The organism is Bradyrhizobium sp. AUGA SZCCT0182, assembly GCF_018130185.1.
GTDB lineage: Bacteria > Pseudomonadota > Alphaproteobacteria > Rhizobiales > Xanthobacteraceae > Bradyrhizobium.
In genome coordinates this window covers 15979-39153 of sequence record NZ_JAFCLY010000012.1, presented here as the reverse complement: position 1 = coordinate 39153, position 23175 = coordinate 15979, and the positions used below count along the sequence as shown (strand labels likewise).

Sequence of the window (23175 nt, the reverse complement as noted above, 5' to 3'; positions counted from 1 at the left end):
GATGTGAAGGAAGCGGGCGGCTTACCGCCGCCCGCTTGGTTTCGGGGATCGACCTATGTATGGCTACTTCTTCCGGCGATTGCTCGGCACGATCCCCGTGATGCTGGTGGTTGCGGTCTTCATCTTCCTGATGCTGCGTCTGACCCCGTCCGACCCGGCGGCCGTCATCGCCGGCGACAATGCCACCACCGAACAGGTGGCGCAGATCCGCAGCCAGCTCGGCCTCGACCGGCCGATGATCGAGCAGTTCGTGATCTGGTCGGGCAGAGTGCTGACGGGTAATTTCGGCGAAAGCTTCTTCTTCAAGAAGACCGTGGCCTCGCTGATTGCCGAACGCATCGAGCCGACTTTGTCGCTCGCCTTGTTCACGATTCTGATTGCGGTGTTTGTCGCTGTTCCGCTCGGCGTGCTGGCCGCGCACCGGCACGGTTCGTGGATCGACCGCATCGTCATGGGCTTTTCGGTGCTCGGCTTTTCCGTGCCCGTGTTCGTGATCGGCTACCTCCTGATCTATTTGTTCGCGGTCTATTTGAACTGGCTGCCGGTGCAGGGCTATCAGCGAATCTCGGAGGGGATCGGCGGCTGGGTGCAGCGGCTGATCCTGCCGTCGGTGACCTTGTCGGTGATCTATATCGCGCTGATCGCGCGCATGACGCGCACCAGCGTGCTGGAAGTGCTGTCGGAAGACTATATCCGCACCGCGCGGGCCAAGGGACAATCCGAGCGAAAGGTGCTGTTCCGTCATGCGCTGCGCAATGCCGCCGTTCCGATCGTCACGGTGATCGGACTTGGCGTGGCGCTCCTGATCGGCGGCGTCGTCGTTACCGAGAGCGTGTTCACGATCCCCGGCCTTGGCAGGCTCACGGTGGATGCGGTGCTGGCGCGCGACTACCCGACGATTCAGGCCGTGATCCTGCTGTTCTCATTCGTCTACGTCATGATCAACCTGTCGGTCGACATGATCTACACCGTTCTCGATCCCAGGATTCGCTACTGATGGCCGACGCGACGATCCTCGAACCCGTGCTGCCGGCGAGCCCGGTCAAGCCCGCCGCGTATCGCAAATTGCTGCGCAACCCGGGCGTGGTGTTCGGCGCTGCCGTCATCACGATCGTATTGCTGATGGGGCTGCTCGCGCCCTGGCTCGGAACCATCGATCCGACGGCGATCAGCCCGATTGCGCGCAACAAGGTGCCCGGCACGGAAATCACGATGCGGACGGACACCGGCGAACGCATCAAGATGATCACCAAGTTCGGCACAGACAGCTTGGGACGTGATGTCTACAGTCGCGTGGTCTATGGCGCGCGCGTCTCGCTCTTTGTCGGCATCACGGTGGCGCTGATCAGCGTCGCCTGTGGCCTGTTCATCGGTCTGCTCGCCGGCTTCTTCCGCATGCTCGACGCCGTCATCATGCGGATCATGGACGGGTTGATGGCCATTCCGGCCATCCTGCTTGCGATCGCCATGGTGTCGCTGTTCCGTTCCAGCGTGTGGACGGTGATCATCGCCATCACTGTTCCGCAGATTCCGGGCGTGGTCCGGCTCGTGCGCTCCATCGTGCTCAGTGTGCGCGAGGAGCCCTATGTCGAGGCGGCGGTGACGCTCGGCACCTCCACCCCGAAACTGCTGTGGCGGCACGTGTTGCCCAACACGATCGCGCCCATGATCGTGCAGGGCACGTTCATTTGCGCGTCGGCCATTCTGATCGAGGCCATCCTGTCGTTCCTCGGCATCGGCGTGCCACCGGAGGTGCCGACCTGGGGCAACATCATGGCCGAGGGCCGTCAGGTCTTCAGCCTTTATCCGCACAATATCATCTATCCCGGGGTGTGCCTTGCGCTCACGATCCTTGCCGTCAACACTCTCGGCGACGGCTTGCGCGATACGCTCGATCCCAAGATGGCGAAGCGGGTGTGATGTGAGCAATACCGTACTCGAAGTCTCCGATCTTTCCGTCTCCATCAGGGGAGGCGACCGGACGCACGCCGTGCAGGGTATCAACCTCACCGTCGCTACCGACGAGATCGTCTGCGTGGTCGGCGAATCCGGTTCCGGCAAGTCGGTGACGGCGCAGGCCGTGATGGGCCTGTTGCCGAAAGCTGCGATGCGGGTCGAGTCCGGCTCGATCCGGCTGCAGGGCGATGAACTGCTCACAAAATCCGATTCGGAGCTGCGCGCGATCCGCGGCACCCGCATGGCCATGGTGTTCCAGGAGCCGATGACGGCGCTCAATCCGGTCGAGCGGGTCGGCGACCAGATCCGTGAAGTGCTGGAGATCCACACCAGGCTCGACCAGAAGGAGCAGCGCGCGCGTGTACTTGAGATCATGCGCGCGGTGCATCTGCCGGACCCTGAACAGATGATCGACGCCTATCCGCACCAATTGTCCGGCGGCCAACGCCAGCGGATCATGATCGCGGCTGCGCTGGTGCTCGACCCCGCTCTGCTGATTGCCGACGAGCCGACCACGGCGCTCGACGTCACCACGCAGGCTCAGATCCTCAAGCTCGTACGGGAAATGCAGGGGCGCACGAAAACCGGCGTACTGTTCATCACCCACGATTTCGGCGTCGTTTCCGAGATCGCTGATCGTGTCGTGGTGATGCAGATGGGCCGGATCGTGGAGCAGGGTCCCTGTGAGGAAGTGCTGCGGGCCCCGCGCGAGGACTATACCAGGATGCTGTTGCGCGCGGTGCCGAGCATGACGCCGCCGAAGCGATCTCCGGTGACCGGTCCAGTGGTCCTGCAGACCGAGAATCTCTTCAAGACTTATGGCAAGCGATCGCTGTTCCAGCCGAAAGCGCGCGTCGTGGCCGCGGTCAAGGACGTCTCGCTGACGATCCGTCGCGGTGAAACGCTCGGCATTGTCGGCGAGTCCGGCTCAGGCAAGTCGACAGTGGCGCGTTGCGTCGCGCGGCTGGTCGACACCTCCGGCGGCGGCATCAAGATCGACGGCATCGATATCGCGGCAATGCGGGAGGCGAAGTTTCGTCCGATGCGCCGGCGCGTTCAGTTCATCTTCCAGGATCCATATCGATCGCTCAATCCGCGCCGCACGGTCGGTGAGGCGATCATCGAGGGGCCGATGAATTTTGGCGTCAGCCGCAAGGAGGCGCTGCAGCGTGCGCGCGACCTGATGGCGATCGTGCACCTGCCGCCGGCCGCGATCGATCGCTTCCCGCACCAGTTCTCCGGCGGCCAGCGCCAAAGGATCTGCATTGCGCGGGCGCTGGCGATGGAGCCTGAATTGCTGATTGGCGACGAGCCGGTGTCGGCGCTCGACGTCTCCGTGCAGGATCAGGTGCTGAAGCTCCTGGACGAGGTGCGTCGAAAGTTTAATCTGGCGGTGCTGTTCATCACCCACGATTTGCGGGTCGCAGCCCAGGTCTGTGACCGGATCGCGGTCATGCAGCGCGGGGTAATTGTCGAACAGGGCACCACGGCGGAGGTCTTCGCCGCGCCCCAGCACGAATATACCAGGGCATTGTTCGACGCCGCGCCTGGCCGGCATCAGGAATTCGCCGCCAGCGCTTGATGGCGCGGGACCGGATTTGCGAAGGTGAGCGCGGACCCCGGGCCGGTTTGCGGGCAACAGGTTTCGTCAATCCGGGTGCGCTGCGATATGTGCCAGCAATAACTCGCTGACCCGTTCCGGCGCCTGATCGGCCGCGAAATGCCCGACGCCGGGCAGGACTTCGAATTGATAGGGCGCGGCGACGAAATCGCGGGTGCCTTCGGCGGCGACACGGCCGACGGTGTCGTCGGCGTCGCCCCAGACGTAGAGCGTGGGTACACGGATCGGACCGAGCGGCCCGCGGACCGCGCCGCGCGCGCGGTACCAGGCCAGCGCCGCTTCCATCGCGTCCTTGTTGCCGAGCACGGCCAGATGCTTTTCGATCGCCTCAGTGGGAACGCCGTTGGCAATGAGCCGATCGCGCAGCCATTTGGCGTCGTCGGCGAGTACCACATCGGCGGCGTCAGGTTCGAGGAACGCCTTGTGGTGTCGCGAGCGACTAGCCTGTTCGCCGTCGGCCATGTGCAGCGCGCGATTGAACGCGTTCGGATGGGGCCGCGAAAGGATGGTGAGCGAGGCCAGCCGCTCGTGGCAACGGTCGGCCAATCCCCAGGCGATGCTGCCGCCCCAGTCATGGCCGACCAGGTGAAAGCGCGCCTCGCCATAGCCCGAGGCCGCGGCGATGGCCAGCGCATCGTCGATCAGGCGGTCGATCAGGTAGTGCGAGAACTCGCGGGGGTTAGGCCGCGCGGCGGGAGAGTAACCGCGCTGGCTTGGCGCAATCGCGCGGTAGCCCATATCGCCGAGCGCCGTGACCTGGGCGCGCCAGCAATGCATCGATTCGGCAAAGCCATGCAGCAGCAACACCAGCGGCGCGCCTGGCTCGCCCGCGACGAGGGCGTCGAAGGTGAGGCGCGGGGAGATGGTGATCTGTTCCAGGGCGAGCACGCGGCAATCCTAGATAGACAATGCCGGCCGGTCCACGGCGAAACGATTTTTCTTTGGGGCAGGCGGTCGTTTGGGGTGGCCCGGAATTATGCAAGGGCCGAAAAGTACTGTATTTGGGGCCCGTCAATCGCAGAAGCCTCAAGGGATATTATCGTTGCATTATCTGAGATCGGTCGCATTCGATACGTTGGTGTTGCTGTGGACGCTGGTGCTGTCGCCGGCGATACCCCTGTTGTGGGTTTTCGATGCGAGCAGCGCAAAGGTTCGCGCGGTGTCCCAATTGTGGTCGCACGGCATCGTGCTTCTTCTGAAATACGTGGTGGGGCTGGATTACAGGGAGCAAGGCCGCGACAACATTCCAATTGGCCCATGCATCATCGCCTGCAATCACCAATCGCTGTGGGAGACGGTTGCGCTCTGCGTGATTTTTCCCGATGCCAGCATCGTCGCCAAGAAAGAATTGCTCAATATCCCGGTCGTCGGCTGGTTCCTTCACCGCTATCCGATGATCCTGGTCGACCGGTCAGCCGGCCGGCAGGCGCTCAAGCAGATGATCGCGGAAGCGAGGGCGGCGATCGGCGAAGGCCGCAAGGTCCTGATATTTCCGCAAGGCACGCGCCAGGCGGTCGACGAGCCCATGACATTCCATGCGGCCGGCATCGCCGCGCTGTACACCAATCTCGATATTCCGGTGTTGCCGACGGCGCATAATTCCGGATTGTTCTGGGGCAAGAAGACGCTGATGATTCACAGCGGCAACATTTCGCTGTCCTATATGCCGCCGATTCCGCCGGGTTTAGATCGGAAAGAGTTTCAGGCGAAGCTCGAGCGGGCGATTGCGGACGAGGCAGGCAGATTGCTCAAGGCGGCCGACGCGAAGGTCGTTCGTTAGCGCGACCATCGTTCGGCGAGCCAGCCTGCGATCGGCGAGAAAAAGGCCAGGCACCAGATAAACTGCGCCACCTTCGGGGAGAATGTGGCGATGGCAGTTCCGATCACGAACACCAGGATCGGAAATAACACCGTCACCCGTAACGGCATGTCGCGGCGGCCCCTGAGGGCGATAACCCACAGCAGCCCGTTCAGCGTGGCGATCGTGGCGAGATGAATCCCGTAGATCACGGCGACCACGCCGTCGAGCCGATAACTGCCATACAGACCGTTCGTCACCGGCAGGATGATGATCGACAGCAGAAACAGCAGATTGAGAAATACCACGCCGCGGCTGGCTTCCGGCGCAACGGCGAGCCGCCGGTGATGGCTGAACCAGAACAGGCCGGCGACCACGAAGCTGATCGTCAGCGCGATGACCGGTTGCGCGTAGACGCGAACGAGGTCGATCCAGGCCGGTGCGCTCGCGAAACTGGCGGCCTTCGGCAGGTCGTAAGCGAGCAGCGTCATCGCAACGCCGAAGATCGTGTTGCTCAGCATCTCCAGCCGGCGCATTTCGAAAAGACTAGTCTGCTGCAAAGTTGAATCCCCCGCCACGCTTCGTCCCGACGGTCCGGCATGGCTTGCCAAGCCGTCATTCGGCAAAGCGTCCCCTTTGCCTCACCAGTCCGCCTTCGCTTTCGCTGCGCTCAAGCTACGCCGGACACGCTTCGCCCTTACGGCCTAAGCGTGACTGCGCCACGCATAGCCCGTCAGGGCGAAGCGTGGTGCGGGCGGTGGGACTCGAACCCACACGACGTTGCCATCGAGGGATTTTAAGTCCCTTGCGTCTACCAATTCCGCCACGTCCGCTTTAGTCAGAAGATCAGGTACTTAGCGCGTTTGCCGGCGAAGGGGAAATGGGATAATCCGCCCCCGAAACCGCGCCTTTCCTTAAGGGAACGCGGGGCCGGACGCAAAGCCTCAATGCGGACATCTGGTCCTGCTTTAGGCAATCTCAACGTTGTTGGCTTATGAAGGTCCGATGTCCGAATCCACGTCCCATCGCCGGCGAATTTCGCGTGCCGCAGGCGTGTTGGCGCTGCTCGCGGTCGGGGCAGGGCTCTCCAGCTGTGCCAGCGTGGGCGACAACATGTCGACGGCGTTCGCCGATCCCGCCAAATACGACCTCTACGAATGCAAGCAACTCGAGACGGAACGCGTCAGGATTGCTGCGCGCAAGGCGGAACTGAACGGCCTGATGGCGAAGGCTGAAACCGGCGTCGGCGGGTCAGTCGTGGCGGAGCTCGCCTATCGCAACGAACTCATTGCGACCCAGGGACAATCGAAATTCGCCGAGGAGGCCTGGCGGCGCAACAAATGCCAGGAGTCGCCGCCGGAATCCAAACCTGCCGCGAGCGCGGCGGCGACGCCGCCTGCGCCGTCTGCAGGCGTCAGGGGATCCCGTCCATCGTCGCGGTGACGCGTCCTGCGGAAGTCCTCCCGCGCCATGCGCTCGCGTCGGATGTTCACGCCCGCCAGTCGTAAATCCAGTCCTGTCGCGCCAGCATTCGCCTTGGACCGAGCGACTTGATGGCGAGATCGCGCGCGAGCGCCAACGGTCCGGTCAGATGATAGATTTGTCCCGACCGCCGGGCGGCGCGCTGAACCCTTAACACACGGGCGCGCCGCAGCCGTCCGTAGCGCTTCAAGGCCGCCGGGATGCCGGCGGTGTTGTCGCCGGCGCATTCGCTCAAGGCTTTCGCCAGTACCGCGGCGTCCTCGATCGCCATTCCCGCGCCTTGCGCGGCGAACGGCAGCATGGCGTGCGCGGCATCGCCGAGCAGCGCGATCGCGCCGTCACTCCATCCGCCGATATCGGGCACCGTGAACAGCGCCCATCGCCGCCATTCATCGACGGCGCCGATCAGCATTCGCGCGGTCGCCGGCCATTGCTGCGAGAACGCCGCCTTGATTTCGTTAGCCTCGCCCGGTGCGCTCCAGCCCGGCCTGTTCCACGTCCCCGGCACGATGGCGACGACATTGATGCGCCGCCCGCCCGAGATCGGATAGGCGACGAGATGCGCTCTTGGTCCCATCCAGAGTTGCACCCGGGGCGAAGTATATTCGCGCGGCAACGCCGTCGCATCGAGCGTGCCGCGCCAGGCGATCAGACCGGAGAATTGCGGCTGGACCTCCGGGAACAAATGATGCCGGACCGCCGACCAGATGCCGTCGGCGCCAATCAGCGCCACCGCCAGCTCCTGTTGCCGCGCATTGCCGCGGCGCCCCACGACCGTCAGTCCCTTGGCGTGCGCGGTGACGTCCTCGAACTGGCAGCCAAGCCGCAATTCGATGTCGGGACTGTGGTCGACCTGGGCCTGCAGCGCCGCCTGCAGATCGGCGCGATGCACCACCCAATAGGGTGCGCCGGCGCGAAAATTCGCGGCCTCACCAAGCGGCAGGCGGGCGATCTCGCCGCCGCCCCGGGCACTCATGATGTTGATGGATTGGGGCGTCACGGCGCTTGCTGCGAGCCGCGGCTGCAGACCGAGTTCAACCAGGATGCGGCTGGCGTTGGGCGAAAGCTGCAGGCCGGCGCCGGCTTCCTCCAGCCGCTCGGCCTTTTCCAAAACGACGACGCGAAAGCCTTGCTTTGCGAGCGCCAGCGCCGCGGTCAGTCCTCCGATCCCGGCACCAGCGACAACGATGGTGCGCGTAGCCGCCACGGCGGACCTGTCAGGCGACTTTGTCTTTCAGCACGCATTCCGGGGGGCGCGCTTCGCCGGCTTTGAGATCGGCGGCAAACCGGTACAGCGTCGAACAATAGGGGCAGATGATCTCGTTGTCGTTGCCGAGGTCCAGGAAGACATGCGGATGGTCGAACGGCGGATTGGCGCCCACGCACATGAATTCCTGCGAGCCGATCTCGATTACCGAGACGCCGGCGTCGTTGTGAAAGTGCGGGACGACATGATCGGACATCTTGTTTCACCTTGGATAGCAATGACGGACGGACGCAACCAACGCGATGCGGCGGCCCGAAATGCCGCGCACCATACTGACGGGTTCCGTTGATTCCTAGAGCCCAGATTCTTGAAGGTCGCCGCCGCACATTTGCTCATGCAAATTCGACACAATCTTGTCGTCCCAGAGAAGCCCTTCTTTCGTCGGGGACGTTGTGTCGCAAATGCGGCACATTATGTTGAGGGCAGCGAAAACCCAGGTTTTGCAGGATGAAGCGGGCAGGGCTCAGTTTGGCGGTGGCGGGCATGGCGGCAACTATCGCCGTGGGTGCGGCGCTATGGCCACACGCGCGCGACGCTTTTGCGATCCTGGCAGCGCAGGACGAACCGTCCGAATTGGCCGATCTGGGGATCAATTCTGTCCTGCGGAACAACCCGGCGCTGGTTGCAGAAAATATCGAGGCCGCGCTGGCGGCAGGCGATGCCGATCTTGCCGGCAGCTTTACCGAACTTGCGCGCGACAAGAACATCGCCATTAGCGAAGAGCTGTCGACGCGCGTGAACGACGCCGTCACGGACGCGAACTCAAGCTCGCATTTTGCCAAACGTTTCGCGGTCGGTCTCGTCACCGGCAACGCCGAGGATGTCGCGAGCCTGTCGGGCACGGTGGCCGGCGATCTCTTCGTGTTCGGCGATATCCGCGACGTGGTGCGCGAGAGCAAGCATCTGGCGATGGGCGAGGATACCGATCATCTGGTGCTGGGACTTGCGACGGTGGGCCTGGCGGTGACGGCGGCGACCTATGTGTCGGTCGGTGGCGCGCTACCGGTGCGTGCCGGGCTGACCATGGTCAAGGATGCCCGCAAGGTCGGGCGCCTGGGCGAGGGGCTGATGCTGTGGGCCGGCCGCTCGGCGCGCGAGGTCGTCGATGGGCCGATGCTGCAGAAGGCCGTCGCCTCCGGCTCGGTGCTGCGGCCCGGCGCAACCGTCAACGCGATCAAGGCGGCGTTCCGCGCCGAGAAGGCCGGTGCGCTGGTTCGGCTGGCCAAGGACGTCGGCCGCATCGGAGAGAAGGCCGGTACGCGCGGTGCGCTCGACACACTGCGCATCGCCGAGGGCCCGAAGGATATCGCGCGCGCCGCCCGGCTCGCGGAATCCAAGGGTGGCCAGACCCGGGCGATCCTGAAACTGCTCGGCCGCGGCGCCCTGCTGCTGGCGGCCGGCGCATTCAATCTGTCGCTGTGGGTATTCAGTGCACTGCTGGCGCTGTTCGGCTTCTTGTCGTCGATCAAGGCGATCACCGAGCGCGCCACCATGGCGTATCTGCGCCGCAAGAAGGCGAGGCGGCAGCGTGAGCAAACGGCGGCTGCGGCGTTGCTTCCCGGCCCGGCTCTGGCGGGCGCCGCCACCTGCGGCTAGTTTTGTCTTGACGCGTTTTCTTCACGCGAACCGGTGTCCACTTCGCTTGAAAACGCTATAACCTTGCGATCGTTTTTCGATCGCGCATTTTGAACTCCCCAAAAAATGGAACTAGCGATGCCGAGTTTTCACAACGGCGATATCGAAATTGCCTATCTCGACGAAGGCGAGGGCGATCCGATCGTTCTCGTACACGGCTTTGCCTCGAGCAAGAACGTGAACTGGGTCTATCCGACCTGGGTGTCCGAACTGAAGAAAGCTGGGCGCCGCGTGATCGCGCTCGACAATCGCGGGCATGGCGATTCCGGCAAGCTTTACGACGCCGCGAGTTACGAGATCGCGATCATGGCCGGCGACGTCATCGCGCTGCTGGATCATTTGGGAATCGAGCGGGCCGACGTGATGGGCTATTCACTGGGATCGCGGATGACGGCGGTGATGGCGCTGGGCCAGCCGCAGCGGCTGCGCTCGGCCATCCTGGGCGGCATCGGGATCGGGATGATCACGGGCGGTGGCCCCGGCGAAAACGTAGCCCTCGCACTCGAGGCGCCGTCGCTGGAAGACGTCACCGATCCGGTCGGGCGGACGTTTCGCGCTTTTGCCGACCAGACCCGTTCCGACCGCCGCGCGCTGGCGGCCTGCCTGCGCGGCTCGCGGCGCCTGATGACGCGGGATGAAGCCGCCGCTATCCATGTGCCCGTGCTGATCGCGGTCGGCACGTCAGACGAAATTGCAGGCTCGGCGCAGGCGCTGGGCGAAATCATTCCGGACGCCGAGGTGCTGGATATTCCGAACCGCGATCACATGCGCGCGGTCGGCGACAAGGTCTACAAGGCCGGCGTCATCGATTTCCTGTCACGGCGAGGCTGAGTGTTCGCTCGGGTCCTCGCCGAAAAATTGCCGCGCCGCTGCGATCAGCACCACGAAGGTCGCGACCCACGCCATGCGCGCGCCATAGCGGTCATGCGGGCCTGATATCACGGCGCAGATGAAGGCGTTGCCGAGCACGGCCAATGTAACGGTTCCCGCGAGGAGCGTGAGATCATCGAACGGCCGCCGCCACAGGCCGCGAGCGAACACGATTACGGCCAGCAGCATCGAGACAAGTGCCACCGGAACGTGGAGACGGTTGATGGCGGCGAAGTCGAGCCGCCAGCGCTGCTGGTTCGCCGCGCGCATCGCCTTGACCTGCGTTGGGATATAACGCTCGATGATTCCGTAGGTGTGGCCGATCCATTCATTGGTGCCTTCGCCGGTCGCGACATGGACCAGTTGCCGCGCGGTTCCGGCGATCGCCGCCTCGAGCTGCCGTGCCGGATATTCGGCCAGCGAACGCAGCACGATGAAGCTCATTTCGTCGCCCAGGCCCTTGAAGCGGCCAAGCGTGTTGAACATGCTGTTGCCCCACAGAAATTGATCGGCCGTTGCAGGCAACTGGTCGCGATAGGGACAGAGCTTCAACTTTTGCTGCGTGCAATGCTCCTTCAGGTAACGCGCGACGATGCCGTCCTGCAGCATGCGTCCGAAGGCGACGCCGTAGCCGCCGGGCGTCCACGCCACTTTCCCAGACAGTGCGAAATTCGCCGCCAGCAGCATCGCCGCGCCGGCGACGAGGGTGAGGCTGCCCTGCATCAGTCCGGAAACTGCAATCCGTCCGCGCGAAAACGGACGCACGATCCACCCCACACAACACAGCCCGAGCAGCACTGCCAGCGTGGCGCTGTGCGAAGCCGCGGCGAACGCCGTCAGGACGAACAGCGAACATTTTTCGATTGTCGAGGTCCGCTCGCCCAGCGCGACCAGGATGAATAGCGACAGCACCGACAGGCCGGCGTAGAGGTCGGTCAGAAGCGTACTCGCGAGCCACGGCAGCGCGGTGGCCAGGGCCAGCACCAGGCTCATCGCCAACAGCCGCAAGGGTTGGGCGATTTCGAATGCGCGCAGCGTCAGCTGCAGGATCCACAGCGTTGCCAGCGCCTGGATTCCGAGATTGATCCAGAACGCGGAGTCTTCGCCGAAATGCAGATAGAGGCCGAACACCGTGGAGCGGCTTGGCACGAGGTAGCCTTCATACCAGCGTGCCAGATAGCCGCCGGTATCCCATTGGAGCAGCGGATAGCCGTTCCACAGGGCAGGGGCGAGCAACATCAGGGGGATGGCGATGGCGGCGATCCAGACCAGCCGTGAGTCGGCGGTCCGCGCGCGCAAAATCTGCGTGTTGATGTGGTTTCCCCCCAATTTCGGCCAGCTTGCCCGGAATGGCCGGGGGGCCGAAATTCACCAATAGTCGGACCTTACCCGGCTTGATTTCCTGAAATCGCCAACCACCTTGAACTGACCCTGACCGATCCTGGGGCGTTCGGCGGGGGGGTACTCTGCCGGCGCCCGCCCCGGGACAGCCATCCGTCCGCCGTGCTATAAGGCCGGGCGAAACAAGCCGAGAAACCCGAGAGAAACCCGAGAGAAACCCATGGCAGTGCATCAGGTCAGTCCGCAGGGTTCGAAGCTGACCGCGCTCGATCCGATCTGGGATCGCGTGCGGAACGAGGCGGAAGACATCGTTCGCCGCGAGCCGGAACTGGCGTCCTTCATCTACTCGACCGTGCTGCATCACGAGCGGCTGGAAGATGCGGTGATCCACCGCCTGGCCGAGCGGCTCGATCATTCGGCGCTGTCGGGCGATCTGATCCGCCAGACCTATGACGAGGCGCTGCGCGACGAGCCCGATCTCGGCAATGCGTTCCGCGCCGATCTGGTCGCGGTCTATGACCGCGATCCTGCAACGTCGCGCTTCATCGATCCCTTGCTTTACTTCAAGGGCTTCCACGCCCTGCAGACCCATCGACTGGCGCACTGGCTGTACAAGCGAGGGCGCAAGGATTTCGCCTACTACCTGCAGAGCCGGGCGTCCGCGGTGTTCCAGACCGACATCAACCCGGCGGCGACCATCGGCCGCGGCATCTTCCTCGATCATGCGACCGGTTTCGTCTGCGGTGAGACGGCTGTCATCGAGGATGACGTTTCGATCCTGCACGGTGTCACGCTCGGCGGCACCGGCAAGGAGAACGAGGATCGCCATCCCAAGATTCGCCACGGCGTGCTGATCGGGGCCGGCGCGAAAATTCTCGGCAATATCGAGATCGGTCACTGCGCGCGCATCGCCGCCGGCTCGGTGGTGGTCAAACCGGTGCCGCATAACGTCACCGTGGCGGGTGTTCCGGCCAAGATCGTTGGCGAAGCCGGCTGCGCCGAGCCATCGCGCACCATGGACCAGATGCTCAACGCGATCGGGATCTGATTTTCAAGGACTTTCTGACCTGTCAAACTCGTGAAGATACGGCTGGCGGTCTGCGCCGTCTCGGCCTAATACTCCCCGGAAACCGCATAATATCCGATTGGAGACCGCCGTGGACGTTCAGGAAGTCAGGAAGCTCGACGCCTATCTCAAGCGCGTATTCGGCAACCAGAAAATTCGCGTGGTGCCGCGCCCGAAAAAGGATGATTCCGCCGAGGTGTATATCGGTGAGGAGTTCATCGGCGTCCTGTTCGTCGACGACGAAGACGACGATCGTTCCTTCCAGTTCCAGATGGCGATCCTCGAGGAAGACCTGGTCGATCAGGGCTGAGGCGTAACGCGCGTCCGCGCCGCTATTTTTGCGGCCCGTGCAATTGCGCTGTCAAACGGTTCATCGCATTGGCGACGTCGCGCCATTGCGATAGCCAGCTCCGCGGAAATCTGAATGTCAGGTCGGCGCCGTCGACACGGCGCTCGCTCAGGCACATTCCGGGCGTCACCCCGTCGCGCGTGCAGCGCGCGTTGAGGCCTGGCGCGCTGGCGGTGAACAGATCCTCGTTGGCATAGGGCGAGCCGTCGCGAAACGCGCGCATCGCCAGTCCGTCGTCGATCGGCGTTGCGGCCTGCTCCAGATAGCGCGGATAGATGGTGCGGACCCGGACGTCGGGCGCCAGTGTGTCGTGGTGCGCCGAGATCGACAGGAAGATCCGGTCGATCGGCTGCACCTTTTCTTCGACCGTATCGGCGCTCATGTGCCGGGGCAACTCGGGCGCTTCGAGCGAAGGGAATGTGAAGTTGAGATCGACGCGTTCCTGTGGACCGGAATGGCGCTGGATTTTCCTGCGGATCGCCGACGTCGGCACGTTAAAGAGGGTACCGCCCACGCTGACCGGTAATCGCGACGGCGCGTTGGCTGCACCATTGCCCCAGGTCGGCCACAGGAGATAGGCCACGAGCCCGATTGCGCCGGCGGTGATGGTCGCCGCCACCACGATCAGGACCATGTGCGAGCGCGGGTCTTTTCGCGTGTCGCGGGCGATGTGCTGGGCCGTCGAAAGCAATGTCATGAAAGAAGTATCGGTCGAGTTCGAGGCGGAGGCCGAATCACCCGGCGAATATGCCACGGGCGGCGGGATTTCCGTATGATCTCACCGGCATCGGGCAAGCGCGAGCCATGCGCAAACGGGGCTGCGGCCGCCCGCTGTTAACCTTTCCTTAAGGATGCTGTGGCGGCGGGTCCCCGATTTTGCGAAAGCAGGGCGCGGTTTGCTCTGTAGCGGATGTGTTCCATGTCGCCCGATGCGTTGAATTCCCTGTTTTCCCTTTGCATCGGTTTTGCGCTCGCCGGCGCGTTGACCTGCGGCTACCAGGCCATGGCGGCGCGGCCCGCCGGTTTCGGGCTACTCGGGGATGGCGTGGCGCCGAAGACGTTCGCCGCGGTTCCGTTCCTGGTTTTTGCTGCCCCCTTCATCATCATGCGCAATACGCTGCGCGGCGCCAGGATCGAGCGCCGCCGCTTCGAATTCGTGATGATGGCGACCGTGCTCGCCGGTTTCTGGAGCCTGATGTCCGGCACGTTCTTCCTGATGACGCTGCGGGCCGCAGGCCTGGTCGCTTAGAGCCTGTTCGCCTGAGGCGTATCCGGCCGCTTGCTTGATCATGCGCTGGCGGCTGTGCCAAGGTCTCCACAAACGGAGACCTGATCATCATGGCGATCTACGAACTTGACGGGCAGGGGCCCGATCTTCCCGCGGACGGAAACTATTTCATCGCCGATACCGCCACCGTCATCGGCAAGGTGCGTCTGAAGAATGGGGCCAGCGTGTGGTTCGGCGCGGTGCTCCGCGGCGACAATGAGTGGATCGAGATCGGCGAAGGCTCCAACGTGCAGGACAATTCGACCTGCCACACCGACCCCGGCTTTCCGCTGACGATCGGCAAAAACTGCACCGTCGGCCACAACGTCATCCTGCACGGCTGCACGCTCGAGGACGGCGCGCTGGTCGGGATGGGATCGATCGTGATGAACGGCGCGAAAATCGGCCGCGGCAGCGTCGTCGGCGCGGGGTCCGTCATCACCGAGGGCAAGGAATTTCCCGAGCATTCCCTGATCATCGGCTCGCCCGCGCGCGTGATCCGCACGCTTTCGCCCGAGCAGGCGACGGCGATGGGACGTGCGGCGAAGTCCTACGCCATCAACGGGCCGCGCTTCAAAAAAGGTTTGAAGAAGATCGGCTGAACACAGCGTCAGGTATCTTCGGATTCGTTGACCTCTGCCGCGCTGGCAACCTGTTCGTGCCCGGCTGCCCAGAGTGCGTGCTGTTCGCTGCCGTCCTGATATGGATTTGCTTCAGCCGGAATGTTCGCGCGCGCGGCGCGCTGACCCTGCTCGAACGGATCGGGCTCGGTCGTCATGATGTTGCCTTCTGGGCTTTTGACTTCTTCTGTTTTGCAATTTTTTCTGTTTTGGCGCTGGAAAGTCTTGCGCTCTTGCGAAGTGCGTCCTTGAGATCGATCGGGATGCCGTGCTTCTTCAAAACGTCAGCAAAGGCTTCATCGGCCAGTTCCTGAATCGTCGCCATCCGGTCGCGTCCAAGCTGGGTCAGCTTGTCGAACGTGTCGTCGTCGAAAGCGATCAGTTTGAGCAAGCGTCCTCGGCTCCGGCAACGTGGCGGATACGTTTGCATAATGGTCCGCGCCCGAAATCGTTCCGGCCGGAACAAGCCTGTTTCGCCGTCGTTGAACCAGGAAAGGAGTTCTCGATGACCAAACCAACCGCATTTGCAGCAATGATCGCGCTCACCATCCTGACGGTGCCGGCCATTTCGTTCGCGCAAAGCGCAGGCGGCGGCAGCGGAAGTGCTGGCGGCACAAGTGCCGGCGGCGCCGCGAGCGGCTCGACGACAGGAAGCAGCAGCGCGGTCGGTACGCCCAATGCGGGATCGGCGGGCGCCGGCTCGACCTCCATGCATGGCGTGCCACCCGGCCCGGCAAACGCGGCAGGTCTGAACAATTCGGGCAACGATCCGAGCGGCAACGCGGCCAGGCTTCCCGCTGCGCCCGGCACCAACAGCGCCGGCACCGCCCAATCGTCGGGCCCGGCCGTGAACACCGGGGCCGGGGTCACGACCGGCGCTGCGGGCACAGGGTCGACGGCGCAACCGCACGCGGATGTCGATGCCGCCATCCAACAGGAAAACAGGACCATCGACCGCAAGGTGAAGAGCATCTGCCGGGGCTGCTAGAACGTTGCAAATTGCCAGTCGCGCAGAAGTGAGAAAACAGGCCGCGCGATTGCTGAGAACCCGTCCTAGATTTGTGGTGGGAAGCAGAATGTTTTCCACTCGCTTGCGGCGAGTCCTTAGCAGGAGAATGTGTGATGTTACGCAAAACGATGATCGCCTTGGTCGCGGCCGCATCGCTCGCCATGCTGGTGCCGGACACAGCTTCGGCCCGCGGCGGCTTCGGCGGGGGAGGGTTTCGCGGCGGTGGCGGCTTCCATGGCGGTGGTTTCCACGGCGGCGGCTTCCGGGGCGGCGGGATTGGCATAGGCGGCGGAGGGTTTCGCGCCGCAGCGATCGGCGGTGGTTTCCGTGCGGCGGCGCTTCCCGTAGCGGCCGGATTTCGCGGCGGCAACTTTGCCGGTTATCGCGGCGGTTACCATCACGGCTTCCGTCATCGTGGATTTCCCCTTGCCGCTGCAGCCGTCGTCGGCGCCGGCCTCGGCTACGGGCTCTACGGACCGTACGGCTATTACAACGGCTATGATGACGGTTACCCGTATTACGCCAATTACGGCTACGATTACGGCGATGGCGGCTGCTACGTCGTTCAGCAGCGCGTGCTGGCCCCCTATGGCTGGCGCCTTCAGCCGGTTCAGGTTTGCAACTAATCCCGGCCTGGCGGGTTATCGGGATTATTTCGGCGGCCCCGGTGTTTAATCACCGAGGCCGCGTTTGGTTTGCTGGTACGTCGCTTGCATCACATCAGGGATGCTGAACATGCTCACAGTCCCGGCTTTGACGTTCGTGCTCCTGGGTATCGTTGTTAGTCTGGGAGCGGCCGTCGTCTGGATACTCTGGGAAATCGAGCAGACGGTATCCAGGCCGCATCGCAACAGCGATCGCGTCGGATAGGCCGTCCCTTGAAATAGCGCGCAGCCGTTGGCTGCGCGCCATTTTTCACGCCTGTGGTTTGCCCGTGGCTATTCTTAGCTCAGCACGCCGTATTTCTTGAACCAGGCCTGCATCTGCGCCCACGCATCGTCGGCCGCTTCCTTGCGATAGCTGGCACGATAGTCGGCGTGGAAGCCATGCGGGGCGCCCGGATAGATCTTGAACTCGGCGGTCTTCTTGTTCGCCGCCAGGGCGGCTTTCAGGGCTTCCACGGCGGCGACGGGAATGCCGCTATCGGCTTCACCATAGAGGCCCAGCACCGGCGCCTTCATCTCGGGCGCGAGCTGCGTCGGGCTCTTCGGCCAGAGCGGGTTCGGCGGATCGACCGGCGGGCCGTAAAACGCGGCGCCTGCCTTCAGCGTGGGACTATGGGCGGCATATTCCCAAACCGTCCGCCCGCCGCGGCAGAACCCGATGATGCCGAGCCGCGAAGTATCGCCGCCCTGCGACTTCGCCCACGCCACCGTGCTGTCGAGGTCGGACAGCAATTCGGCGTCCGGTTTCGAATTCACGATCGGCAGCAGTTGGGGGATGTCGGTGACCTTGGTGAGATCGGTGCCCTTGCGGAAATAATAATCCGGCGCCACCGCAAACACGCCGAGCTTGGCGAGGCGCCGCGTCACGTCCTTGATGTATTCATGCAGCCCGAAAATCTCCATCGCTACCAGCACGACCGGCGGATTGGCGGCGCCTTCGGGACGGGCGAAATAGCCGGGCATCTCACCGTCGGTCACCTTGATCCGGGCATCGCCGGCGTTAAGGCCGTTGGTGTCGGTCTTGATAACGTCGGCCCGCACCGGCCCGGCGGCCAGCGTATAGCCGGCCGTGACGGCGGCCGTCGCGGTCATGAAGCTGCGGCGGGAAAACGGCGCGATTTTCGTCAGTCCGATGACATCGGCGGTCGGCAGGGGTTCGGCGCTCATTGGGGAGGTTCCTTGCATGGCGTCTTCCGGCGCAAGGGTTTCCCCCGCATCGCGATCAAGTTTACGCAGATTGCGTAGACTTATCTGCGCCGAAAACGCATCAAAAACAAACGAGTAGAGTGCGGTCCTCATGTATCAGGATCGCACGGGCTCAAGAGAGCCGCATTCAGCAAACAATGCCGGCCAAAGGCAAATCACCTGCCTGCGAGTTAAATCTGATCGGGATTTCGGAAGCGCCGGGGCGAGGGATGAATGGGGGCCAAAAAAACAAGGCCGTCGACGCAGTATACCGTCAACGACCTTGCCAGCCCCGGATATTGAAATCGGCTCACGCCATCCGGTGAACTGCAGCATGCAGGAGATTCCCGCGGCCATATGTGAAGCAGTTCACACTCGGAACACAAAATTGGCAGGAAGGCGGATTTTTGGTGGCATCTGGTGGAGAACTGCCGCCGGCCTGCAGCCCGCGCGGCGGACTGGCGCTGAACGCGTCACGATCAGCCGCGCAAAGGGTACTGATCGTGCGGGATATCACCAAGGCGCTCAGTCCGTTCCTCTGCTTTGAGGGACGGTCCCCGGACCGCGTCCGGGGCGGGCGTCAGCCGTTCGACCTGCCGCGCTTGAGTTTGGCGCTCTTGCTGGCGCGCGGCTTTGCCACGTTGGATTTCCTGACCGACCGTTTGCGGGCAGAGGGCGGGGCGGCCGGTTCGGCCGCCTGCGCGCTCGCGAACGATTGCCGCAAGCCGTCGATCGATTCGGTCAGGGTCCCGACCTGTTCGGAGAGCTTTCTGGTATCGGCCTGCTGCGCGGCGAGCAGGCGGCGCACCGTCAGTAATTGATCCTGGACCACTTGGAGCTGATCGATCGATTCCTGCTGGGTGGCTTCGATGCCTTTGGTTTTCTCGACCAGCTGTTCGGACGCCTGCGCGGTACGCGCCTGCAATTGCCTGACCGCGACGACGCGGTCGGTTTCGGGCGCGGTGCCGGTATAGGCCCGCCACAGCGTGATTGAACCTATTCCCAGCACGACAATGACGAGGGCCGCAGCGCCGATTGCGATCGGCTGGCCACTGATGCGCGCAAGCGCACTGGTATTCCGGGGGGTGGGTTCGATCATGAGACTCTAAATCCGGACGTAATTTCAATGCCCTCGAATACCACAGGCTTGGCTGCGCCGAAACCAGGGATTCACCCAGTCGAGGCGGGATTCCGGGTAAAACATCAATAATCCCGGGCTTTTGCGCTGCAGAATGGCCTTGGGCGGCCTGCGCGGCCTGCACACGCTCTACGGCGGTCTTTGCAGATGCGCGCGGACAAATTGCCCCGCCTTCGCCAATGCGCGGCGGCCATCTTCCAATCTCGCATTCCAGACCGGCCACGCATGGATCATGTGCGGCCAGATTTCGAGGCTCACCTCGACGTTATCAGATCCGGCGGCGGCCGCCAGCCGTGTGGCGTCCGCCAGCAGCGTTTCGGCCGAGCCGACCTGGATCAGGAGCGGCGGAAAGCCGGCGAGATCCGCAAATAATGGCGAGATCAGCGGATCCCTGCGATCGATCGGCGACGGCGCATAGGCGTCCGCGAGTTCGGCGAGATAGGCCCGGTGGATCAGCGGGTCCGTCGCATCCTTGGTGTCGAGCGTGGTGCCCGACATCGTCAGGTCGGTCCAGGGCGAGACCAGCCAGGCGCAGCCGGGCAGCTGCTCGCCTTCCGCACGCAACCGGCCGATCAGCCCGAGCGCGAGATTACCGCCGGCACTGTCGCCGCCGACGGCGATGTTTGCCGCCGGTATGCCTTGCTTGCGCAGGAAGCGCCACGCCGTCAGCGCGTCCTCATGGGCAGCCGGATAGGGGTGCTCGGGCGCGCGCCGGTAATCGATCGCGAGCGCGCGCGACTGCGCCGCGCGGCCGGCTTCCGTCACCATCCGGCGATGGCTCTGGATCGAACCGGAGCAATAACCGCCGCCGTGAAAATACAGCAGCACGCGCGACGCGTCGCTGCCTGATACAAGCGACCACTCGCCGGGGACGCCGTCGCAATCGACGGCGTCACATTTCACATCGGAAGCTATCGGCCAGGTTGATCCCACTTCGTCGAGCCGCTGGCGCCGCTCCGACCAACCGATCGGTCGCGGTTTCGAACCCAGCAATGCGCGGATGGCGTCGATCTCAGTGTCGGCCAAGGTCGGTTCTCCCGATGAGGCCGGCCATCATCGCACGTCGGCCGGGCAGCGGAAAAGCCGAGACGCTACGGACCTGCGGCGCGTAGAGCCCCGACAGAGCAACAGGGTCGCCGTTTCATATAAAGTACACGTAAAAGATGTGATATATGATAGAGCAACTTTCGTCCAGCGCGAGGCTTGGAAAGAATTCCTTCAACGTCAATCTGCTTCAATGCGGGGGTTCGAATGTCGGAAATCAATCTCAAAGTGTTTTCGAACGCCGACGATGCGCATCTTGTCTGGACACACGCGGATGACATTCCCGGATGCCTGGGGTTCGCCATCGAATGCCGGCGCGGTGACGCGGAGCCCAAATATCTGTCGAACCGCGTCGGCTTCGAGGATGACGTGGAAGTTGACGGCGACGGCAATCAGCTCACTTCGCGCTCTTCGCAGATCTGGCCGTTTCAACGCTATGACTGGACAGATCACGCGACCGATCTCGGCGATGTGATCGCGTATCGCGTAGTCGCCAGGGTGGTGGATGCCGATGGCAAACTGCATGACGGGCCGTCGAGTGAATGGTCCAGAACGCTGACACTTGGCGCGGACTGCGGCGACGGCGTCAGCGTGCACTTCAATCGCGGATACGTGCTGTCGCAGTTCATGGCGCGCTACATGAAGCGCAAGGGCATCACCCTCGCGGAGCTGAAAGAGACGGCCGTCGTTGTCAGCGAGCAGGTTGACCGCGAAGCTCGATCCTTCCTCGGCGGAACACTGCGCGAGACCATGCTGCAGATGATGGCCGAAGTGGCCGACGACGATGAGCTTGAGCTCCATGCAGCGCTATACGAACTGAGCGACGAGGAACTGGTGGACGGTCTCGTCGCAATAGGCGAGCGCGCGCATATCGTGCTGGCTAACGGCAGCGTTGAAGTGCAAGGAGAGGACGAAAATGAAGAAGCCCGGACGCGGCTGAACGACGCTGGCGTCGTGGTTCACGATCGTTTCCTCGCACCGAGGGCCTTGGCGCACAACAAGTTCGTGGTTGTGGGGCGCCGGGCCGCGGGCGGATTCAAACCGGAAAAGGTGTGGACGGGCAGCACCAATTGGACGCCGACCGGCCTCTGTACTCAGCTCAACAACGGGATCATGCTGGTTCATGACGAACTGGCAGAACGATTTGAGGCTCAGTTCAAGCTGCTGGCCGAAGCGGGCGATGTCGTGTCCGAGGAACTGCTCGCCTCGAATAACCGGCCGAAGCGAGGGATCCCGCTCGGCGACGCCACAATCGACAGCTGGTTCTCCAAAATGAGCGGCGAGGTCGATATCGAGGAACTCGTCGATCTCGTGAAGAACGCGAAGCAAGGCGTGCTCTTCGTGATGTTCCAGCCCGGCAACGAGCCTGTGCGCACGCTGCTCAGGATGCAGGAGGAAAAGAACCTGTACGTGCGCGGCGTGGCGACGCAGTTCACCAGCACGGGCGCCGAGGAGTTCAAATTGCTGAAACAGAACCCCGAGGATTTCTTCCTCGATTCCGCGCAGGCAACAGGGGTGCGCAAGACGGTTGGAGAATGGGCGGTGGAGGGCACCGCGACAGATTTCCGGGCGCATATCGGCCACGCCATTACGCATTCAAAGATGATTGTGATCGACCCGTTCGGCGACGATCCCATCGTGATCACGGGATCGCATAATTTCTCGAAGTCTGCGAGCGGCAAGAACGATGAGAATTTTCTGGTCATTCGTGGTCATCGCGAGATCGCGATGCACTATTCGATCAACGCGATGCAGACCTACAGTCACTATCGCTGGCGGGCCTATCTCGAAGAGGCCGCAAGAGAGCACAGGGACCCGTTTCAATTCCTCTCGCGCAACCCGAATTGGCAACGGCGTCGAAGGACCGGCGAAACCAAACGCATGCTCGAGTTCTGGCTGCCGGAAGACTAGATCAGCGCAACGCACCCGGTCTATCTGTCCGCACGCCGGCTGGGCTTTGTCACAAAAAAGTTGCGGCCAGGCTTTGGGGGAAGCCTGGCCGCGCGCGAACCGGTCTGGGACGGGGAGGGGTGGGGATGTGACCGGGTCGCGGGTTCGTAAAATTCCTGTTTCGTTAGCGATCGCGAGAACTGGCGGTGGCGACCGCGGGGCGGTTATCACCGAGCGACACCCACAGATTCGGGTCGCTCTGCGACTGACGCTTGACGAAGCGGTAGCCAGTATCCGTCCAGGCGAGGACGTTTTCGTTCTGGTTGTCGAGCACGAATTCGCCCTTGTCGGTTTTGACCGTGAGCACCGCGTGGCCTTCGCCCTTCTTGTCGCGCACCACCGTGATCAGCAGCGCCTCGCGCGGCCAGCCGGCGTCGATCAGCATCTTGCGCTTCAACAGCACGTAGTCCTCGCAGTCGCCGTAGCCGTCTGTCGGCAACGACCATTTCTCGATCACACCCCAATGATCCATGTCGGTGATCGGCTTGATGGTCTCGTTGACCCACTTGTTGACTCTCAGCAAATCTCGCCATGCCGTCTGCGACAGCACGATGTCCCGCGGCTGTGATGCGCCGCCGCGGCAGTCGCCGGGATTCTCGGCGCAGAATTCAACCCAGCCGATCGGCGAACGCGTGGTATCGCCAAGGCTGGCATAGAGCGCGTCACCGGCTTTCGCCTGATAACTCGTAGAGACGCTCATCCCCAGCAGGATGGCGGCAACCGCCAATCCCTTCCCCTGTCCCCTGAACAACATTGTGGCCCCCGTTTCTTGTTGGGACCATGTTTCGCACAAAGGATTTGCGCCGCCGCTAAGTCAGCCAAGTACATTTGACGCGAATACAAGTAAAAGACGCGGCGAATTCGATCTATACTTGAATAAAATTCGCCTAAAATTTGAAACAACTGCAATTG

The 23175-nt window shown here is 63.1% G+C and carries 27 protein-coding genes and 1 tRNA gene; 14 read left to right on the top strand and 14 right to left on the bottom strand.

All coding sequences use genetic code 11. The features are described from left to right. Positions 1-55 precede the first annotated feature (55 nt). Genes JQ611_RS15090 through JQ611_RS15080 form a run of 3 tightly spaced genes read left to right on the top strand, consistent with a single transcriptional unit; the run spans position 56 to position 3538 of the window. Positions 56-997 (top strand): ABC transporter permease, encoded by a 942-nt coding sequence (locus tag JQ611_RS15090; protein ID WP_212265860.1) that lies wholly within the window; start codon positions 56-58, stop codon positions 995-997. Then, on the top strand, positions 997-1920 hold the full coding sequence (locus tag JQ611_RS15085; RefSeq protein WP_212265859.1) for an ABC transporter permease: 924 nt from the start codon (positions 997-999) through the stop codon (positions 1918-1920). Before JQ611_RS15090 ends, JQ611_RS15085 begins: the two co-directional genes overlap by 1 nt. Position 1921: 1 nt before the next feature. Then, complete coding sequence (locus JQ611_RS15080; RefSeq protein ID WP_212465872.1) at positions 1922-3538, top strand: ABC transporter ATP-binding protein; 1617 nt, start codon at positions 1922-1924, stop codon at positions 3536-3538. 66 nt (positions 3539-3604) lie between these two features. Here JQ611_RS15080 and JQ611_RS15075 read toward each other — a convergent pair whose 3' ends face one another. Next, positions 3605-4465: an alpha/beta fold hydrolase gene (locus tag JQ611_RS15075; RefSeq protein WP_212465871.1), complete on the bottom strand. Its 861-nt coding sequence runs from the start codon at positions 4463-4465 to the stop codon at positions 3605-3607. Positions 4466-4619: 154 nt separating this feature from the next. Between JQ611_RS15075 and JQ611_RS15070 the strand changes: the two genes are divergently transcribed. Next, entirely contained in the window at positions 4620-5357 is a 738-nt protein-coding gene (locus JQ611_RS15070) for a 1-acyl-sn-glycerol-3-phosphate acyltransferase (RefSeq protein ID WP_212465870.1), read from the top strand. On the opposite strand, the gene JQ611_RS15065 is transcribed toward JQ611_RS15070, so the two are convergent. Together JQ611_RS15065 and JQ611_RS15060 are read right to left on the bottom strand one after the other, a co-directional pair. Next, positions 5354-5911 (bottom strand): TMEM175 family protein, encoded by a 558-nt coding sequence (locus tag JQ611_RS15065; protein WP_212465935.1) that lies wholly within the window; start codon positions 5909-5911, stop codon positions 5354-5356. The genes JQ611_RS15070 and JQ611_RS15065 overlap by 4 nt on opposite strands. Before the next feature lie 210 nt (positions 5912-6121). After that, a tRNA-Leu gene (locus JQ611_RS15060) sits at positions 6122-6208 on the bottom strand. A 172-nt stretch (positions 6209-6380) separates the two neighbouring features. On the opposite strand from JQ611_RS15060, the gene JQ611_RS15055 reads away from it, so the two are divergent. Next, positions 6381-6818, top strand: coding sequence for a twin-arginine translocation pathway signal (locus tag JQ611_RS15055; protein WP_212465869.1), 438 nt, complete (start codon positions 6381-6383; stop codon positions 6816-6818). 46 nt (positions 6819-6864) lie between these two features. On the opposite strand, the gene JQ611_RS15050 is transcribed toward JQ611_RS15055, so the two are convergent. Continuing rightward, positions 6865-8064 carry an FAD-dependent monooxygenase gene (locus JQ611_RS15050; protein ID WP_212465868.1) on the bottom strand — a complete coding sequence of 400 codons (1200 nt, stop codon included), beginning with the start codon at positions 8062-8064 and terminating at the stop codon, positions 6865-6867. A 10-nt stretch (positions 8065-8074) separates the two neighbouring features. Next, on the bottom strand, positions 8075-8320 hold the full coding sequence (locus JQ611_RS15045) for a zinc-finger domain-containing protein (protein WP_192734038.1): 246 nt from the start codon (positions 8318-8320) through the stop codon (positions 8075-8077). A 251-nt stretch (positions 8321-8571) separates the two neighbouring features. Between JQ611_RS15045 and JQ611_RS15040 the strand changes: the two genes are divergently transcribed. Together JQ611_RS15040 and JQ611_RS15035 are read left to right on the top strand one after the other, a co-directional pair. Continuing rightward, a complete protein-coding gene (locus JQ611_RS15040) occupies positions 8572-9720 on the top strand; it encodes a hypothetical protein (protein WP_212465867.1) in 1149 nt (382 codons plus the stop codon). 117 nt (positions 9721-9837) lie between these two features. Next, positions 9838-10590 (top strand): alpha/beta fold hydrolase, encoded by a 753-nt coding sequence (locus tag JQ611_RS15035; RefSeq protein ID WP_212386857.1) that lies wholly within the window; start codon positions 9838-9840, stop codon positions 10588-10590. Here the strand turns inward: JQ611_RS15035 and JQ611_RS15030 are convergent. Next, positions 10576-11958 (bottom strand): hypothetical protein, encoded by a 1383-nt coding sequence (locus JQ611_RS15030; protein ID WP_409411274.1) that lies wholly within the window; start codon positions 11956-11958, stop codon positions 10576-10578. The genes JQ611_RS15035 and JQ611_RS15030 overlap by 15 nt on opposite strands. Positions 11959-12190: 232 nt before the next feature. Between JQ611_RS15030 and cysE the strand changes: the two genes are divergently transcribed. Together cysE and JQ611_RS15020 are read left to right on the top strand one after the other, a co-directional pair. Then, a complete protein-coding gene (gene cysE / locus JQ611_RS15025; protein WP_212265851.1) occupies positions 12191-13018 on the top strand; it encodes a serine O-acetyltransferase in 828 nt (275 codons plus the stop codon). 109 nt (positions 13019-13127) lie between these two features. After that, on the top strand, positions 13128-13346 hold the full coding sequence (locus JQ611_RS15020) for a DUF3126 family protein (RefSeq protein WP_192734033.1): 219 nt from the start codon (positions 13128-13130) through the stop codon (positions 13344-13346). A gap of 22 nt (positions 13347-13368) precedes the next feature. On the opposite strand, the gene JQ611_RS15015 is transcribed toward JQ611_RS15020, so the two are convergent. Continuing rightward, positions 13369-14082, bottom strand: coding sequence for a hypothetical protein (locus JQ611_RS15015; RefSeq protein WP_212465866.1), 714 nt, complete (start codon positions 14080-14082; stop codon positions 13369-13371). 222 nt (positions 14083-14304) lie between these two features. On the opposite strand from JQ611_RS15015, the gene JQ611_RS15010 reads away from it, so the two are divergent. Next, positions 14305-14634: a DUF6949 family protein gene (locus JQ611_RS15010; RefSeq protein WP_212386853.1), complete on the top strand. Its 330-nt coding sequence runs from the start codon at positions 14305-14307 to the stop codon at positions 14632-14634. An 89-nt stretch (positions 14635-14723) separates the two neighbouring features. Next, positions 14724-15254: a gamma carbonic anhydrase family protein gene (locus tag JQ611_RS15005; protein WP_211996227.1), complete on the top strand. Its 531-nt coding sequence runs from the start codon at positions 14724-14726 to the stop codon at positions 15252-15254. A gap of 8 nt (positions 15255-15262) precedes the next feature. Here JQ611_RS15005 and JQ611_RS15000 read toward each other — a convergent pair whose 3' ends face one another. Together JQ611_RS15000 and JQ611_RS14995 are read right to left on the bottom strand one after the other, a co-directional pair. Beyond that, positions 15263-15430 carry a hypothetical protein gene (locus JQ611_RS15000; RefSeq protein WP_212265848.1) on the bottom strand — a complete coding sequence of 56 codons (168 nt, stop codon included), beginning with the start codon at positions 15428-15430 and terminating at the stop codon, positions 15263-15265. After that, the gene (locus JQ611_RS14995) at positions 15427-15738 is read right to left on the bottom strand and encodes a hypothetical protein (RefSeq protein WP_409411273.1); all 312 of its coding nucleotides are present in this window, start codon (positions 15736-15738) and stop codon (positions 15427-15429) included. The genes JQ611_RS15000 and JQ611_RS14995 overlap by 4 nt, the downstream gene beginning before the upstream one ends. 39 nt (positions 15739-15777) lie before the next feature. Between JQ611_RS14995 and JQ611_RS14990 the strand changes: the two genes are divergently transcribed. Both JQ611_RS14990 and JQ611_RS14985 read left to right on the top strand, forming a co-directional pair. Continuing rightward, positions 15778-16260 (top strand): hypothetical protein, encoded by a 483-nt coding sequence (locus JQ611_RS14990; protein ID WP_212465865.1) that lies wholly within the window; start codon positions 15778-15780, stop codon positions 16258-16260. A gap of 134 nt (positions 16261-16394) precedes the next feature. Then, on the top strand, positions 16395-16907 hold the full coding sequence (locus JQ611_RS14985) for a hypothetical protein (protein ID WP_212465864.1): 513 nt from the start codon (positions 16395-16397) through the stop codon (positions 16905-16907). Between the two features lie 318 nt (positions 16908-17225). Here JQ611_RS14985 and JQ611_RS14980 read toward each other — a convergent pair whose 3' ends face one another. The 4 genes from JQ611_RS14980 to JQ611_RS14965 all read right to left on the bottom strand — a co-directional run bounded on the left by JQ611_RS14980 (position 17226) and on the right by JQ611_RS14965 (position 20838). After that, positions 17226-18038 (bottom strand): dienelactone hydrolase family protein, encoded by an 813-nt coding sequence (locus JQ611_RS14980; protein WP_212414259.1) that lies wholly within the window; start codon positions 18036-18038, stop codon positions 17226-17228. Between the two features lie 673 nt (positions 18039-18711). Next, entirely contained in the window at positions 18712-19230 is a 519-nt protein-coding gene (locus JQ611_RS14975) for a hypothetical protein (RefSeq protein WP_212465863.1), read from the bottom strand. Positions 19231-19398: 168 nt separating this feature from the next. Further along, complete coding sequence (locus tag JQ611_RS14970; RefSeq protein WP_212465862.1) at positions 19399-20295, bottom strand: alpha/beta hydrolase; 897 nt, start codon at positions 20293-20295, stop codon at positions 19399-19401. Positions 20296-20493: 198 nt separating this feature from the next. Further along, the gene (locus JQ611_RS14965) at positions 20494-20838 is read right to left on the bottom strand and encodes a hypothetical protein (RefSeq protein WP_212465861.1); all 345 of its coding nucleotides are present in this window, start codon (positions 20836-20838) and stop codon (positions 20494-20496) included. Positions 20839-20952: 114 nt separating this feature from the next. Between JQ611_RS14965 and JQ611_RS14960 the strand changes: the two genes are divergently transcribed. Beyond that, a complete protein-coding gene (locus tag JQ611_RS14960) occupies positions 20953-22224 on the top strand; it encodes a phospholipase D-like domain-containing protein (protein WP_212465860.1) in 1272 nt (423 codons plus the stop codon). Between the two features lie 163 nt (positions 22225-22387). Here JQ611_RS14960 and JQ611_RS14955 read toward each other — a convergent pair whose 3' ends face one another. Next, positions 22388-23017, bottom strand: coding sequence for a transglutaminase-like cysteine peptidase (locus JQ611_RS14955; protein ID WP_212465859.1), 630 nt, complete (start codon positions 23015-23017; stop codon positions 22388-22390). Positions 23018-23175: the final 158 nt, after the last annotated feature.